General features: G+C 61.0%; 14 protein-coding genes. 11 read left to right on the top strand and 3 right to left on the bottom strand.

Annotation, left to right across the window (positions count from 1 at the left end):
* Positions 1–160: 160 nt before the first annotated feature.
* The 7 genes from puuE (at position 161) to LOY54_RS08190 (ending at position 7,144) form a co-directional block, all read left to right on the top strand.
* A complete protein-coding gene (gene puuE / locus LOY54_RS08220) occupies positions 161–1,087 on the top strand; it encodes an allantoinase PuuE (protein WP_258610121.1) in 927 nt (308 codons plus the stop codon).
* The gene (uraD, locus tag LOY54_RS08215) at positions 1,087–1,602 is read left to right on the top strand and encodes a 2-oxo-4-hydroxy-4-carboxy-5-ureidoimidazoline decarboxylase (RefSeq protein ID WP_123568128.1); all 516 of its coding nucleotides are present in this window, start codon (positions 1,087–1,089) and stop codon (positions 1,600–1,602) included. Before puuE ends, uraD begins: the two co-directional genes overlap by 1 nt.
* A gap of 104 nt (positions 1,603–1,706) precedes the next feature.
* Positions 1,707–2,210 carry an ureidoglycolate lyase gene (locus tag LOY54_RS08210; protein WP_045200421.1) on the top strand — a complete coding sequence of 168 codons (504 nt, stop codon included), beginning with the start codon at positions 1,707–1,709 and terminating at the stop codon, positions 2,208–2,210.
* Between the two features lie 50 nt (positions 2,211–2,260).
* Positions 2,261–3,586, top strand: coding sequence for a urate hydroxylase PuuD (locus tag LOY54_RS08205; RefSeq protein WP_045200420.1), 1,326 nt, complete (start codon positions 2,261–2,263; stop codon positions 3,584–3,586).
* A 133-nt stretch (positions 3,587–3,719) separates the two neighbouring features.
* Positions 3,720–5,075, top strand: a complete 1,356-nt coding sequence (locus LOY54_RS08200; protein ID WP_045200418.1) for a nucleobase:cation symporter-2 family protein — start codon at positions 3,720–3,722, stop codon at positions 5,073–5,075.
* A 133-nt stretch (positions 5,076–5,208) separates the two neighbouring features.
* Positions 5,209–5,994, top strand: a complete 786-nt coding sequence (locus LOY54_RS08195) for an outer membrane protein OmpK (RefSeq protein ID WP_045200416.1) — start codon at positions 5,209–5,211, stop codon at positions 5,992–5,994.
* Positions 5,995–6,355: 361 nt separating this feature from the next.
* The gene (locus LOY54_RS08190) at positions 6,356–7,144 is read left to right on the top strand and encodes an outer membrane protein OmpK (protein ID WP_258610120.1); all 789 of its coding nucleotides are present in this window, start codon (positions 6,356–6,358) and stop codon (positions 7,142–7,144) included.
* Positions 7,145–7,248: 104 nt separating this feature from the next.
* On the opposite strand, the gene LOY54_RS08185 is transcribed toward LOY54_RS08190, so the two are convergent.
* A complete protein-coding gene (locus LOY54_RS08185; protein ID WP_213602029.1) occupies positions 7,249–7,566 on the bottom strand; it encodes a hypothetical protein in 318 nt (105 codons plus the stop codon).
* A gap of 186 nt (positions 7,567–7,752) precedes the next feature.
* Between LOY54_RS08185 and LOY54_RS08180 the strand changes: the two genes are divergently transcribed.
* Entirely contained in the window at positions 7,753–9,699 is a 1,947-nt protein-coding gene (locus tag LOY54_RS08180) for an LTA synthase family protein (protein ID WP_258610119.1), read from the top strand.
* 15 nt (positions 9,700–9,714) lie between these two features.
* On the opposite strand, the gene LOY54_RS08175 is transcribed toward LOY54_RS08180, so the two are convergent.
* The gene (locus LOY54_RS08175; RefSeq protein ID WP_258610118.1) at positions 9,715–10,623 is read right to left on the bottom strand and encodes a DUF808 domain-containing protein; all 909 of its coding nucleotides are present in this window, start codon (positions 10,621–10,623) and stop codon (positions 9,715–9,717) included.
* Positions 10,624–10,770: 147 nt separating this feature from the next.
* On the opposite strand from LOY54_RS08175, the gene LOY54_RS08170 reads away from it, so the two are divergent.
* Complete coding sequence (locus LOY54_RS08170) at positions 10,771–11,379, top strand: TetR/AcrR family transcriptional regulator (protein ID WP_010225109.1); 609 nt, start codon at positions 10,771–10,773, stop codon at positions 11,377–11,379.
* Between the two features lie 111 nt (positions 11,380–11,490).
* On the opposite strand, the gene LOY54_RS08165 is transcribed toward LOY54_RS08170, so the two are convergent.
* On the bottom strand, positions 11,491–11,931 hold the full coding sequence (locus LOY54_RS08165) for a heme-binding protein (RefSeq protein ID WP_045200407.1): 441 nt from the start codon (positions 11,929–11,931) through the stop codon (positions 11,491–11,493).
* A gap of 256 nt (positions 11,932–12,187) precedes the next feature.
* Here LOY54_RS08165 and gcl point away from each other — a divergent pair, with 256 nt between their 5' ends.
* Together gcl and hyi are read left to right on the top strand one after the other, a co-directional pair.
* Entirely contained in the window at positions 12,188–13,963 is a 1,776-nt protein-coding gene (gene gcl, locus LOY54_RS08160) for a glyoxylate carboligase (protein ID WP_045200404.1), read from the top strand.
* A 57-nt stretch (positions 13,964–14,020) separates the two neighbouring features.
* Positions 14,021–14,803, top strand: coding sequence for a hydroxypyruvate isomerase (gene hyi, locus LOY54_RS08155; protein WP_093385501.1), 783 nt, complete (start codon positions 14,021–14,023; stop codon positions 14,801–14,803).
* Positions 14,804–14,821 lie beyond the last annotated feature (18 nt).

Raw genomic sequence — 14,821 nt, 5'->3', positions numbered from 1 at the left:
GCTCCTTATAGAGGTGGGAGTGGCCAAAAAGGCAAAGAAAAGCGAAAAAACAGGCTTACAAATCGCAAACAAAGTTGTATACAATCATTCCATCGTCGTGGCCGATACCCTACCCGGGTGCCCACGCCCTCCGTATTCACGTACAAGAAGGAAGACTGCAGTGAGCGCTGATTACCCTCGCGACCTGATCGGTTACGGCAACACCCCACCTCATCCGCGCTGGCCGGGGAATGCCCGCATTGCTTTGTCTTTCGTGCTCAACTACGAAGAAGGTGGCGAACGCAACATCCTTCACGGTGACAAAGAGTCCGAAGCCTTCCTCTCGGAAATGGTCGCCGCCCAGCCGCTGCAGGGCGCGCGCAACATGAGCATGGAATCGCTGTACGAGTACGGCAGCCGTGCCGGCGTCTGGCGCCTGCTCAAGCTGTTCAAGGACACCGGCGTACCGCTGACCGTCTTCGCCGTGGCCATGGCCGCCCAGCGTCATCCGGAGGTGATCCGCGCTATGGTCGAAGCCGGTCACGAGATCTGCAGCCACGGCTACCGCTGGATCGACTACCAGAACATGGACGAGGCCCAGGAACGCGAGCACATGCTCGAAGCCATCCGCATCCTCACCGAACTCACCGGTGAACGGCCGCTGGGCTGGTACACCGGCCGTACCGGGCCGAACACCCGGCGCCTGGTGATGGAGGAAGGCGGCTTCCTCTACGACAGCGACACCTACGACGACGACCTGCCTTACTGGGAACGCAACAACCCCACCGACAAGCCGCACCTGGTGATCCCCTACACCCTGGACACCAATGACATGCGCTTCACCCAGGTACAGGGTTTCAATTGCGGCGAGCAGTTCTTCCAGTACCTCAAGGACGCCTTCGATGTGCTCTACGAAGAAGGCGCCGAGGCGCCGAAAATGCTCTCGATCGGCCTACACTGCCGCCTGATCGGTCGCCCGGCGCGCCTGGCTGCGCTCAAGCGCTTCGTCGAGTACGCCAAGAGCCATGACCAGGTCTGGTTCGCCCGGCGCGTGGACATCGCCCGTCACTGGCATGCCACCCACCCTTTCCAAGCCGAGAACGCCTAATGACCGCATTCAAGACCCTGAAGCCTTCGACCCTGGATCGCACAGCGTTTGTCGAAGCCTTCGCCGACATCTACGAACACTCGCCATGGGTTGCCGAAAAGGCCTACGACCTCGGCCAGTTGCACGAAGCCGACCAGATCGAAGCCCTGCACCAGCGCATGAGCGACATCCTCCTGAGCGCCGACCACGCCGCCCAGCTGGCGCTGATCAATGCTCACCCGGACCTCGCCGGCAAGGCCGCGATCCAGGGCGAACTGACCGAATCGAGCACCAATGAACAGGCCGGCGCCGGTATCCACCAGTGCACCGCCGAAGAGTTCGAACGCTTCACCGTGCTCAACGATGCCTACAAAGAAAAGTTCAAGTTCCCGTTCATCATGGCGGTCAAAGGCAGTAACCGGCACCAGATCCTCGCCGCCTTTGAAAAGCGCATCCACAACTCGGTCGAGGCCGAGTTCAAGGAAGCGCTGGCGCAGATCAACCTGATTGCCCTGTTCCGCCTGCTGCAGCTTTAAGGGCGTCGACCGCCGGGCTGGCCCGAGTGCGCGACGCGAGCGTACCCAGGGCCTGACCGGCGCCACAACGGCACCCTCCACAACACAGAATAAAGAGAATCCGCATGCGCACTTTAGTGATTGAGCCCCTGAGCAAAGAAGCCTTCGCCCCTTTCGGTGACGTGATCGAAACCGACGGCAGCGACCACTTCATGATCAACAACGGCTCGACCATGCGCTTCCATCGTCTGGCCACGGTCGAAACCGCACAACCCGACGACAAGGCGATCATCAGCATCTTCCGCGCCGATGCGCAGGACATGCCCCTGACCGTACGCATGCTGGAGCGCCATCCGCAGGGCAGCCAGGCTTTCATTCCGCTGCTCGGCAACCCCTTTCTGATCGTGGTCGCGCCCGTTGGCGATGCACCTGTATCAGGCCTGGTCCGTGCCTTCATCAGTAATGGAAGGCAGGGCATCAATTACCATCGCGGCGTCTGGCACCACCCGGTGCTGACGATCGAAAAGCGGGATGACTTCCTGGTGGTTGATCGCAGTGGCACTGGCAACAACTGCGATGAGCATTTTTTCAATGAGGATGAGCAATTGATCCTCGCCCCCCACCAATAAGAGAAGACCTGAGCGCCCGGCTACAGGGTGCCAGGGTAGAGGTAAAGACTGTGGAAGCACATCTGTTGGAATGGCTGAACCTGAGCGTGCGTTGGGTTCACATGATCACTGGCGTGGCATGGATTGGCGCGTCGTTCTACTTTGTCTGGCTGGAAAACAACCTCAACCGGGCCAACCCGCGCGACGGTCTGTCCGGCGATCTCTGGGCGATTCACGGTGGCGGGATCTACCACCTGGAGAAGTACAAGCTGGCTCCGCCAAAAATGCCGGAGAACCTGCACTGGTTCAAATGGGAAGCCTACTTCACCTGGATGTCGGGTATCGCCCTGCTGTGCCTGGTGTTCTACTGGAACCCGACCCTCTACCTGCTGGCCCCTGGCAGCACCCTGAGCGGTGGTGAAGGGATTGCCATCGGTGTCGGTTCGCTGATCGCCGGCTGGTTCATCTACGACTTCCTCTGCGACTCGCCACTGGGCAAGCGCCCTGGCCTGCTCGGCCTGGTCCTGTTCGTGCTGGTCATTGCCGCCTGCTACGGCTTCAGCCAGGTGTTCAGCGGCCGCGGCGCGTACCTGCACACCGGCGCGATCATCGGCACCATCATGGTCGGCAACGTGTTCCGCATCATCATGCCGGCCCAGCGTCAGCTGGTGGCCGCCATCGAAGCCAACCAGACCCCCGACCCGCTGCTGCCAGCCAAGGGCCTGCTGCGTTCGCGACACAACAACTACTTCACCCTGCCGGTGCTGTTCATCATGATCAGCAACCACTTCCCGAGCACCTATGGCAGCCAGTACAACTGGTTGATCCTGGGCGGTATCGCGGTGGCTGCGGTGTTGGTGCGTCACTACTTCAACACCCGTCATGACAGCAACAAGTACGCCTGGACCCTGCCGGTCGGCGCCCTGGCGATGATCTGCCTGGCTTACGTTACCGGCCCTGCGCCGATGCCGACTGCGCCACAGCAGGCCGCCGCCAAGGTTGAGTACCAGCCGCTGCCGGAAACCGCCCTGGGTGGCAAGACCGCTGCCGAGAAAGCCGCCGAACAAGCTGCCGCCCCTGCCCAGCCAGCCGCCCCTGCTGCTGCCCCGGCCGAGGCCACCGCCAAGCTCGACGATGCCGGTTTCGACAAGATCCACAGCGTCATCCAGGAACGCTGCGCGGTGTGCCATTCGGCCAAGCCGACCAGCCCGCTGTTCAGCGCCGCCCCTGCCGGGGTGATGCTCGATACCCCGCAGCAGATCCAGCAACAGGCCGCGCGCATCCAGGCGCAAGCGGTAGCCACGCAGATCATGCCCCTGGGCAACATCACGCAGATGACCCAGCAGGAACGTGAACTGATTGGCGCCTGGGTCGCCAAGGGAGCACCGACCAACTAAGGCAGCCGCAAGCTGCCAGCTGTAAGCGGCAAGCAAAAAAAAGCTGCAAGCCAAGCGCGACCTCCTGCTTCTTCTTGAAGCTTGGCGCTTGAAGCTTGCAGCTCCAAGAATAAAAACAAAACCGAGGTGTTGCATGTCCGAGTCACGCAAGGCGTACATCCCTGTTGCGCCCCCACGACAGCCACTGCCCCTGTTCCAACTGTTCCTGGTGGGTCTGCAGCATGTGTTGCTGATGTACGGAGGCGCGATTGCCGTGCCGCTGATCATCGGTCAAGCCGCCGGACTTTCTCGTGAAGAAGTCGCTTTCCTGATCAATGCCGACCTGCTGGTCGCTGGTGTCGCCACCATCGTCCAGTCGTTCGGCATTGGTGCTGTCGGCATCCGCATGCCGGTGATGATGGGCGCAAGCTTTGCCGCGGTCGGCAGCATGGTGGCCATGGCCGGCATGCCCGGCGTCGGCCTGCAGGGGATTTTCGGCGCGACCATCGCCGCCGGCTTCTTCGGCATGATCATCGCGCCGTTCATGTCCAAGGTGGTGCGCTTCTTCCCGCCCCTGGTGACCGGCACGGTCATCACCTCGATCGGCCTGTCGCTGTTCCCGGTTGCCGTCAACTGGGCCGGCGGCGGCGCCGATGCCGCACCCTTCGGCTCCCCCGTGTACCTGATCGTCGCCGGCCTGGTGCTGGCCACCATCCTGCTGATCAACCGCTTCATGCGTGGCTTCTGGGTCAATGTCTCGGTGCTGATCGGCATGGGCCTGGGCTACATCATTGCCGGCTCCATCGGCATGGTCGACCTCACCGGCCTGAGCGAAGCGCCCTGGGTCCAGGTCGTCACCCCGCTGCACTTCGGCATGCCGACCTTCAGCCTGGCGCCGATCCTGTCGATGTGCCTGGTGGTGGTGATCATCTTTGTCGAGTCCACCGGCATGTTCCTCGCCCTGGGCAAGGTCACCGACCGTGAAGTCACCCCGGGCATGCTGCGCCGCGGCCTGATGTGCGATGCCGGCGCATCGTTCGTGGCCGGCTTTTTCAACACCTTCACCCACTCCTCGTTCGCCCAGAACATCGGCCTGGTGCAGATGACCGGCGTGCGTTGCCGCTACGTTACGGTAGTTGCCGGAGGTTTTCTGATCCTGCTCAGCCTGCTGCCAAAAGCGGCGTTCCTGATTGCCTCGATTCCGCCAGCAGTACTCGGCGGCGCCTCGATTGCCATGTTCGGCATGGTCGCCGCTACCGGCATCAAGATCCTCCAGGAAGCCGACATCGCCGACCGTCGTAACCAGTTGCTGGTGGCCGTCAGCGTCGGCATGGGCCTGATCCCGGTGGTGCGCCCCGAATTCTTTGCACAGATGCCGCAGTGGATGGAACCGATCACCCATAGCGGCATTGCCATGGCCACCGTCAGCGCGTTGATCCTCAACCTGCTGTTCAACATCCTCGGTGGCGCCGAGCGCGCCGCCCACAACGATACCGCCCACCAGCACTGAGCCTTTGGGCGGCGCTTGCCGCCCGGCGTCACCCGAGCAACATGCAAGGCCGTCGACCCGTGGGAGCGGGTCGGCCGGGGCGCTTCGCGCCAAAAAACCGAAAACCAACAATAACAAAGCCGGGAATCACAACATGAAAGGCATCACCACTTCCCTCCTGCTGGGTAGCAGTCTGCTGGCCACCTTGCCAGCCGCCGCAGGGGACTTGCTGCTCTGGCACACCAACAGCCTCACCTACCTCTACGGCAAGGACTTCCAGGTCAACCCGGCGATCCAGCAGACGCTGACCTTCGAACACGCCAACAAGTGGAAGTACGGCGACACTTTCCTGTTCATCGACAAGATCTTCTACAACGGCGGTACCGACCGCAACAAAGGCAGCAACACCTACTACGGTGAGTTCAGCCCGCGGCTGTCGCTAGGCAAGATCTTCGATCGCAAATTCGAGTTCGGTCCGATCAAGGACGTACTGATCGCCATGACCTACGAGTCGGGCGAAGGCGACAACGAGGCCTACCTGATCGGCCCCGGCTTTGACCTGGCGATTCCCGGCTTCAACTACTTCACCCTCAACATCATGCAGCGCAACACCGAAGGCAGCCGCCCAGGTGATCGTGTCTGGCAGATTACCCCAACCTTTTCCTACACCATCCCCGTGGGCAAGTCCGACGTGCTGATCGATGGCTACATGGACTGGGTGGTGGACAACGATCAAACCCGGCGCGGCACCTACCACGCCAACCTGCAGTTCAACCCGCAGGTCAAATACGACCTGGGCAAGGCCCTGAACCTGGGCGCCAAGCAGTTGTACGTAGGTATCGAATACAGCTACTGGAAAGACAAATACGGTATCGAGAACAGTGGGAAGCTCGACACCAACCAGAGCGTTACCAGCGCCCTGGTTAAGGTTCACTTCTAAAAGCTGACCAAACGCACAGTTTTTGCCACACCTGCTCCAGGACGGAGCACTTGAGGACCGGCGCGCAAGCCAGTAATCTGCGCGCCCCCTCGCTCAGGGCAGGACGGATCCTGTCTGCGTTTGCTGACCGCTCAGTCAATGAATTCGGGCGGTTGGCAAGCGTCACGCCATCCAGCAATACCCTTTTCATCTGTTCAGTCTGACGTCGAGCAGGATTGTTGAGCCAGCCCCAAAAAGTTGGCCCAGCTCTTGCCAAACAGCTGTGGCCAATCGAAAAAAACTGACTCAGAAGACAAGTAATTACCCAAAAGGTGCCACACCAGAGCACCGACACAGAATCAATCAAGGGAGCAACTACGCGATGCGTATTACCAACAGCCTGATCCTCGCCAGCGGCCTGCTGGCGGCCAGCACCGGCGCCAGCGCCGGTGACCTGCTGCAATGGCAGAACAACAGCCTGACCTACCTGTGGGGCAAGAACTTCGCCGTCAACCCGTCGATCCAGCAGACCGTGACCTTCGAGCACGCCGATGCCTGGAAGTACGGCGACAACTTCATCTTCGTCGACAAGATCTTCTACAAAGGCGACAAGGACTTCAACAACGGCCCCAACACCTACTACGGCGAGATCAGCCCGCGCCTGTCGTTCGGCAAGATCTTCGACCAGAAGCTGGCCTTCGGCCCGGTCAAGGACGTGCTGCTGGCCATGACCTACGAGTTTGGCGAAGGTGACACCGAGTCCTACCTGATCGGCCCGGGTTTCGACCTGGACATCCCGGGCTTTGATTACTTCCAGCTGAACTTCTACCAGCGCCACACCGAAGGCAGCCGCGCCGGTGACAACGTCTGGCAGATCACCCCGGTATGGTCCTACACCATTCCCGTGGGCAAGTCCGACATCCTCATCGATGGTTTCATGGACTGGGTCGTCGACAACGATGCCACCAGCCGCCGTGGTACCTACCACGCCAACCTGCACTTCAACCCGCAGGTCAAATACGACCTGGGCAAGGCGCTGAACTGGGGCGAGAAGCAGTTGTATGTCGGTTTCGAATACGACTACTGGAAGAACAAATACGGCATTAAGGACAGCGATGCCTTTGATACCGATCAGAACACGGCCAGCTTCCTGGTCAAAGCGCACTTCTGATCTGCACGAATACAAAGTTGCGCCTTACATGGGCGCAACTTTTATAAGCAAGTCAAACTTCGGAAATCTCTTACATCAACTAAGGCGCTTTCCTACAAGCGAATTCAACCGATACTCGCGCGCCGCAGATTCAGACGCAGATACAAACCAGCAGCCGCAAGCCCCGGTGCAATAACCCCAAAAACCAACAGACTGAATAACACCGCCCGGTGATCGATCAGGCGCAGTACATCTGCCAACAGGATTCCCAGGCAGACCAGCACGCCCAGCCCAGCCACGCCCAGGCAACTGCCCGGCACAGTAGCAAAGCGACGCCTGCGCGCGCAAAGCAAAACCATGACGCACAGGCTGGTCCAGGCCAATGCAGTGGCCATGTACAAGCCCAGGTGAAAGACATCGTAGGTCAATGTTCTGAAGGGCATTCATGGGCTCCTTATTTAGTTATCAGGGGCGATTATCATTAGCGCCTCGTGCGCATCCTTGCGGCATGAAAGAACCATCACTATAAACCACAGACAAACTTCTTCACTGCATTTATTTGACAATTTTTTCTCATTTCAAGCGTTAGTTTGCCGCCCCACTTCCCCTGCAATAACAAGGCAAACGCCATGCACGCTACACGCTCAGCGCCGGTGCGCTATCTACTGCTATTAACGTCGTTGTGGTTGGTTATTTTCTTACTGACAAGAAGCGCCCTGTACTTCACTCACCTGAGTGAAGCCGGGGGGCATTTTTTCTCGATCTTTACCACCGGCCTGGTCTATGACCTGGGCTTTCTGATTTATGCCGCCCTGCCCCTGGCCGTCTACCTGCTGCTGTGCCCGGCGCCGCTATGGCGGTTGCGGGCGCATCGCGGGTTGCTGCGAGTGGTGATGTTCGCCAGCGTATTCATCATGTTGTTCGTCGCCGTTGCCGAATGGCTGTTCTGGGACGAGTTCGGCGTGCGCTTCAACTTTATCGCCGTGGACTACCTGGTGTACTCCGATGAGGTACTGAACAACATCCTCGAGTCCTACCCCATCGGCCTGATTCTCAGCGTACTGGCACTGGTCGCGCTGGTAGTGACCCTGGCAATTGCCAAACCGTTGCGCCAGGCCCTGGATGCGCCTTTGCCCAGTTGGCGTAAACGCCTTGCCAGCCTTGCTGGCCTGGCACTGCTGGTTGGCTGTTGCGCGCTGTTGATCAACCAGGACATGCCTCGCGGCCAGGGTGGCAATGCTTACGCCCGCGAACTGGCAAGCAACGGGCCGTACCAGTTCTTTGCCGCGTTTCGCAACAACGAACTGGACTATTCACAGTTCTACGGCAGCCTCAGCGAAAGCGAATCCACCCAGTTGATCCGCGCCGAACTGCAAGAATCCAATGCACGCTTCGTCGATCAGGAACCCATGGGCATTCGCCGGGAAATTACTGCCTCGGGCAGCCCGCGCACGCCGAATATCGTCCTGGTTACCATCGAGAGCCTGAGCGCCAAGTACCTGGGCAGCAACGGCGATACCCGCAACCTTACCCCCAACCTCGACGCACTGCGCAAGCAGAGCCTGTACTTCAACAACTTCTATGCCACCGGCACGCGCACCGACCGCGGTCTGGAGGCGATCACCCTGTCGATGCCGCCAACGCCCGGGCGTTCGATCGTCAAGCGCATCGGCCGTGAAAGCGGCTTCGCCAGCCTTGGCCAGCAACTGGCCGAAGTCGGCTATGACAGCGTGTTCGTCTACGGCGGGCGCGGCTATTTCGACAACATGAACGCGTTTTTCAGCGGCAACGGCTACCGGGTCGTCGACCAGAGCAGCGTTGCCGAAGCCGACATCAGCTTCAAGAATGCCTGGGGCATGTCCGATGAAGACCTGTACACCCAAGCGCTAAAACTGGCGGACGCCGACCACGACAACCAGGTGCCGTTCTTCCTGCAACTGATGACCACCTCCAACCATCGTCCCTACACCTACCCCGATGGCCGTATCGATATTCCATCAGGCAATGGCCGTGACGGCGCGGTGAAGTACACCGACCATGCCATCGGGCGCTTTTTGCAACAGGCCCGCAGCAAACCCTGGTTCGACAACACCCTGTTCATCTTTGTCGCCGATCACACGGCCGGGAGTGCCGGCAAGGAGGACCTGCCGGTCAGCAACTATCAGATCCCGCTGTTCATCTACGCCCCGAAGCTGATCGAAGCGCGCGAGGAGTCAAAACTGGCCAGCCAGATCGACCTCGCACCGACCCTGCTGGGCCTGTTGAACATGAGCTACACCTCGACCTTCTTCGGTCGCGACCTGATGCTCGATGACCGCCTGCCACCGCGGGTGCTGATCGGCAACTACCAGCACCTGGGCCTGTTCAATGGCCAGGACCTGGCCATCCTCAGCCCGCGTGACGGCTTGCGCCGCCACAACCAGGCGCTGGGTGAAAGCCAGGAAGTGAACAGCAGCACCAGTGACCCGTTGATCCAGCGCGCAATCGCCTACTACCAGGTCGCCAGCTACGGTTTCACCCACCACCTGCTCGACTGGCTGCCCGCAGCCAACGAGCGCACAGCACTGAAGAACTGATCAAACCTCGCGGCATCAGGCTCTGGCAGCACGCCAGAGCTTGCCGATGACCGTCACCACCGCCAGTACCGCGGCGCCGGCAACGATACCGACGCCGGCGTTGAGCAAGGCGCCGGTCAAGGCGCCGCCGCGGCCTGCGCTGAAGGCTTCAATGGCATGGTGCAGCGGCGCCACGCCGTGCACCAGAATCCCGCCACCGACCAGAAACATCGCCGCCGTGCCGATCACCGACAGGCTTTTCATCATGTACGGCGCCGCGCGCAGGATGCCGTTGCCGATCGCCTTGGCGGCGCTGGAAGCCTTCTGGGTCAGCCACAGGCCCAGGTCATCGAGCTTGACGATGCCGGCCACCAGGCCATAAACACCGATGGTCATGACAATGGCGATGCCCGAGAGCACGATGATCTGCTGGGTCAGCGGCGCATGGGCGACCGCGCCCAGGGTGATGGCGATGATCTCGGCCGAAAGGATGAAGTCGGTGCGCACCGCGCCCTTGATCTTGCCTTGCTCGAAGGCCACCAGGTCGACTGCTGGGTCCGCCACCGCCTCGGTCAGCGCCGCATGCTCGGCCTGGTCTTGCTCCTTGCTGTGGAGGAACTTGTGCGCGAGCTTTTCGAACCCTTCAAAGCACAGGAACGCGCCGCCGACCATCAGCAGCGGCGTCACCGCCCAGGGGATGAAGGCGCTGATCAACAGCGCCGCCGGCACCAGGATCAGTTTGTTGAGGAACGAGCCCTTGGCCACCGCCCAGACCACCGGGATTTCCCGCTCGGCGCGCACGCCGGTAACCTGCTGGGCATTGAGCGCCAGGTCGTCGCCCAGCACCCCTGCGGTCTTTTTTGCCGCGACCTTGGTCATTACCGAGACATCGTCGAGTACCGTGGCGATATCGTCGATCAATACCAGAAGACTGCTTCCTGCCATGTTTGCCTGATTCCAGCGGGTTGAGAAGGCCACAGTCTAGCTCAAAGTCGCCACCTTGAGCCGCTTGCGAACCCGGTGCTACCATGCGCAACCGCCCTCCCAGGCCCGGGTGCCGCCAGCGGCCAGACACGAGGAACAGCGTCAACCATGAGCAGCATTCGCGAGCGCAACAAAGAACTGATCCTGCGCGCGGCCAGTGAAGAGTTTGCCGACAAGGGCTTCGCTGCCACCAAGACCAGCGACATCGCGGCCAAGGCCGGCCTGCCCAAGCCCAACGTCTATTACTACTTCAAGTCCAAGGAAAACCTCTACCGCGAGGTCCTGGAAAGCATCATCGAACCGATCATGCAGGCGTCGACACCGTTCAATGCCGACGGCGATCCCAAAGAAGTGCTGAGCGCCTACATCCGCTCCAAGGTGCGCATCTCCCGCGACCTGCCGTTCGCCTCCAAGGTGTTCGCCAGCGAGATCATGCACGGCGCGCCGCACCTGAGCCCGAGCCAGGTCGAGCAGCTCAACGACCAGGCCCGGCACAACATCGAGTGCATCCAGGCGTGGATCGACCGCGGCCAGATCGCCCCGCTCGACCCGCACCACCTGATGTTCAGCATCTGGGCCGCGACCCAGACCTACGCCGACTTCGACTGGCAGATCTCGGTGGTCACCGGCAAGGCCAAGCTCGATGACAGCGATTATGAAGCGGCGGCGCAGACCATTATTCGCTTGGTGCTCAAGGGCTGTGAGCCGGACGCTTGATCGGTAGTGCATCCATCGCGGGTCAAGTCGAGTCGTCGCACCGCCGCTCCCACAGGGTCAGGTGATTGTGGGAGCGGCGGTGCGACGACTCGACTTGACCCGCGATACATTTTAAGCCGCTACACCGGCATCCGCCGTCAACCCCGCCTCTTCGATCGCACTGATCGCGCACTGCTCGTCGATATCCGACGTATCGCCACTGATACCGATCGCTCCCAGCACCACGCCCTGCTGATTACGAATCAGCACCCCGCCCGGCGCCGGCACCACCGGGCTTTGACCCAGGCCATTGAGCGCGGCGAAGAACGCCGGGCGCTGTTGCGCGTCCAGCGCCAGCAGGCGCGAGCCCTTGCCCAGGGCAATGGCGCCCCAGGCCTTGCCCATCGCCACTTGCGGGCGCAGCAGGCTGGCGCCGTCTTCACGCTGCAGGGCCAGCAGGTGACCGCCGCTGTCCAGCACCGCCACGGTCAGCGGCGCGGAGGAGATCTTGCGCCCGGCCACCAGCGCAGCGTTCACCAGGCTGACAGCGACTTTCAGGGTCAAAGCGTTCATGGAAAGGTCCTCTTGTTGTTAGAAGCCCGAGGGCAGGTGTAAAAATCAATAGAACAAATAGAACACAATGGCGAATGTTTTTGTATACAATAATTTCGACGCGATGAACCAATTCTGACGAAACGCCATTTTTAAAGGCTTCCCGACGAAAGCGCCGATCGCCGATGAAAATGGATTGACCAGAGTCGCCTGGCGTGAATACACTCTGATGAAAAGCCATTTGTATACAATTACAAAATCAAAGAGGCACAAAACCATGAGCAAAATGAGAGCAATTGATGCAGCCGTTCTGGTGATGCGCCGCGAAGGTGTGGAAACCGCGTTTGGCATTCCGGGTGCAGCCATCAACCCCCTGTACTCGGCCCTGAAGAAAGTCGGCGGTATCGATCACGTCCTCGCTCGTCACGTTGAAGGCGCCTCGCACATGGCCGAGGGTTACACCCGCACCAAGGCCGGCAACATCGGCGTGTGCATCGGCACCTCCGGCCCTGCCGGCACCGACATGGTCACCGGCCTGTACAGTGCCTCGGCCGACTCCATCCCGATCCTGTGCATCACCGGCCAAGCGCCGCGTGCCCGCATGCACAAGGAAGATTTCCAGGCCGTCGACATCACCAGCATCGTCAAGCCGGTGACCAAGTGGGCGACCACCGTTCTGGAACCCGGCCAGGTGCCGTATGCGTTCCAGAAAGCCTTCTATGAAATGCGCTCCGGCCGCCCAGGCCCGGTGCTGATCGACCTGCCGTTCGACGTGCAGATGGCCGAGATCGAATTCGACATCGATGCCTACCAGCCGCTGCCGGTGCAAAAGCCTGCGGCCAACCGTGTCCAGGTCGAGAAAGCCCTGGCCATGCTCGACACTGCCGAGCGTCCATTGCTGGTTGCCGGTGGCGGCATCATCAACGCCGATGCCTGCGACAAGCTGGTGGAATTCGCCGAGCTGACCGGTATCCCGGTGATCCCGACCCTGATGGGCTGGGGCATCATCCCTGACGATCACCCGCTGATGGTCGGCATGGTCGGCCTGCAGACCTCGCACCGCTACGGCAACGCCACTATGCTCAAGTCCGACGTGGTGCTGGGTATCGGCAACCGTTGGGCCAACCGTCACACCGGTTCCGTTGACGTCTACACCGAAGGCCGCCGCTTCATTCACGTCGACATCGAGCCGACCCAGATTGGCCGCGTGTTCACCCCGGACCTGGGTATCGTTTCCGACGCTGGCGCCGCCCTGGACGTGTTCCTGGAAGTGGCCCGCGAGTGGAAAGCCGCCGGCAAGCTCAAGGACCGCAGCGCCTGGCTCGAAGACTGCCAGCAGCGCAAGTCGAGCCTGCAGCGCAAGACCCACTTCGACAACGTGCCGGTCAAGCCGCAGCGCGTTTACCAGGAAATGAACCAGGTGTTCGGCAAGGACACTTGCTACGTCAGCACCATCGGTCTGTCGCAGATCGCCGGCGCACAGTTCCTCCACGTCTACAAGCCGCGCCACTGGATCAACTGCGGCCAGGCCGGCCCGCTGGGCTGGACCATTCCTGCGGCGCTGGGCGTGGTCAAGGCCGACCCGACTCGCAAGGTCGTGGCACTGTCGGGCGACTATGACTTCCAGTTCATGATCGAAGAGCTGGCAGTGGGCGCGCAGTTCAACCTGCCCTACGTCCACGTGCTGGTGAACAACTCCTACCTGGGCCTGATCCGCCAGGCCCAGCGCGGCTTCGAGATGGATTACTGTGTGCAGCTGGCGTTCGAGAACGTCAACGCGCCGGAACTCAACGGTTATGGCGTCGATCACGTCGCCGTGGTCGAAGGCCTGGGCTGCAAGGCCCTGCGCGTGACCGAGCCTGGCGAGATCGCCCCGGCCCTGCTCAAGGCGCAAAAGCTGGCTGAAGAGTTCCGGGTACCGGTGGTGGTCGAGGTTATCCTCGAGCGCGTGACCAACATTTCCATGGGCACCGAAATCAACGCGGTCAACGAATTCGAAGACCTGGCCCTGGTCGGCAACGACGCGCCAACCGCGATTTCCCTGCTCGACTGATCGCTGCGAAGGCCCTGCTGCCGGGTGCACAGGGCCCCTTTTTGCAAGGAGACAACCATGCCACGTTTCGCCGCCAACCTGTCCATGCTGTTCACCGAGCAGGACTTCCTCGCCCGTTTCAAGGCTGCTGCCGACGCCGGCTTCAGCGGTGTCGAGTACCTGTTCCCGTACGACTTCAGCTCGGCTGAAATCAAGCAGCAGCTCGATGCCCACGGCCTGACCCAGGTGCTGTTCAACCTGCCGGCCGGCGACTGGGCCAAGGGTGATCGCGGCATCGCCTGCGACCCGGCCCGTGTCGAGGAATTCCGCGCCGGTGTCGATCTTGCCATTGCCTACGCCCAGGTACTGGGCAACACCCAGGTCAACTGCCTGGCCGGCATCCGTCCACAAGGCCCGGACTGCGCCACGGTGCGCAAGACCTTCGTCGACAACCTCAAGTTTGCCGCCGACAAGCTGCAGGCCGCCGGGATCAAGCTGGTCATGGAAATGATCAACACCCGCGACATCCCGGGCTTCTACCTGAACACCACCAAACAGGCGCTGGAGATCCAGGCCGAGGTGGCGAGCAGCAACCTGTACCTGCAATACGACATCTACCACATGCAGATCATGGAGGGCGATCTTGCCCGTACCGTGCAGAGCAACCTGGCCAAGATCAACCACATCCAGCTGGCCGACAACCCCGGCCGCAACGAGCCGGGTACTGGCGAGATCAACTATCGCTTCCTCTTCGAACACCTGGACCGCATCGGCTACCAGGGCTGGGTGGGCTGTGAATACAAGCCGCTGACCACTACCGAAGCGGGCCTTGGCTGGCTGAAGACCCATAACGCGATTTAAGGATTCCCTGTAGGAGCG

The organism is Pseudomonas sp. B21-032 (assembly GCF_024748965.1).
Lineage (GTDB): Bacteria > Pseudomonadota > Gammaproteobacteria > Pseudomonadales > Pseudomonadaceae > Aquipseudomonas.
This window is presented reverse-complemented; position numbering and strand designations above follow the sequence as displayed.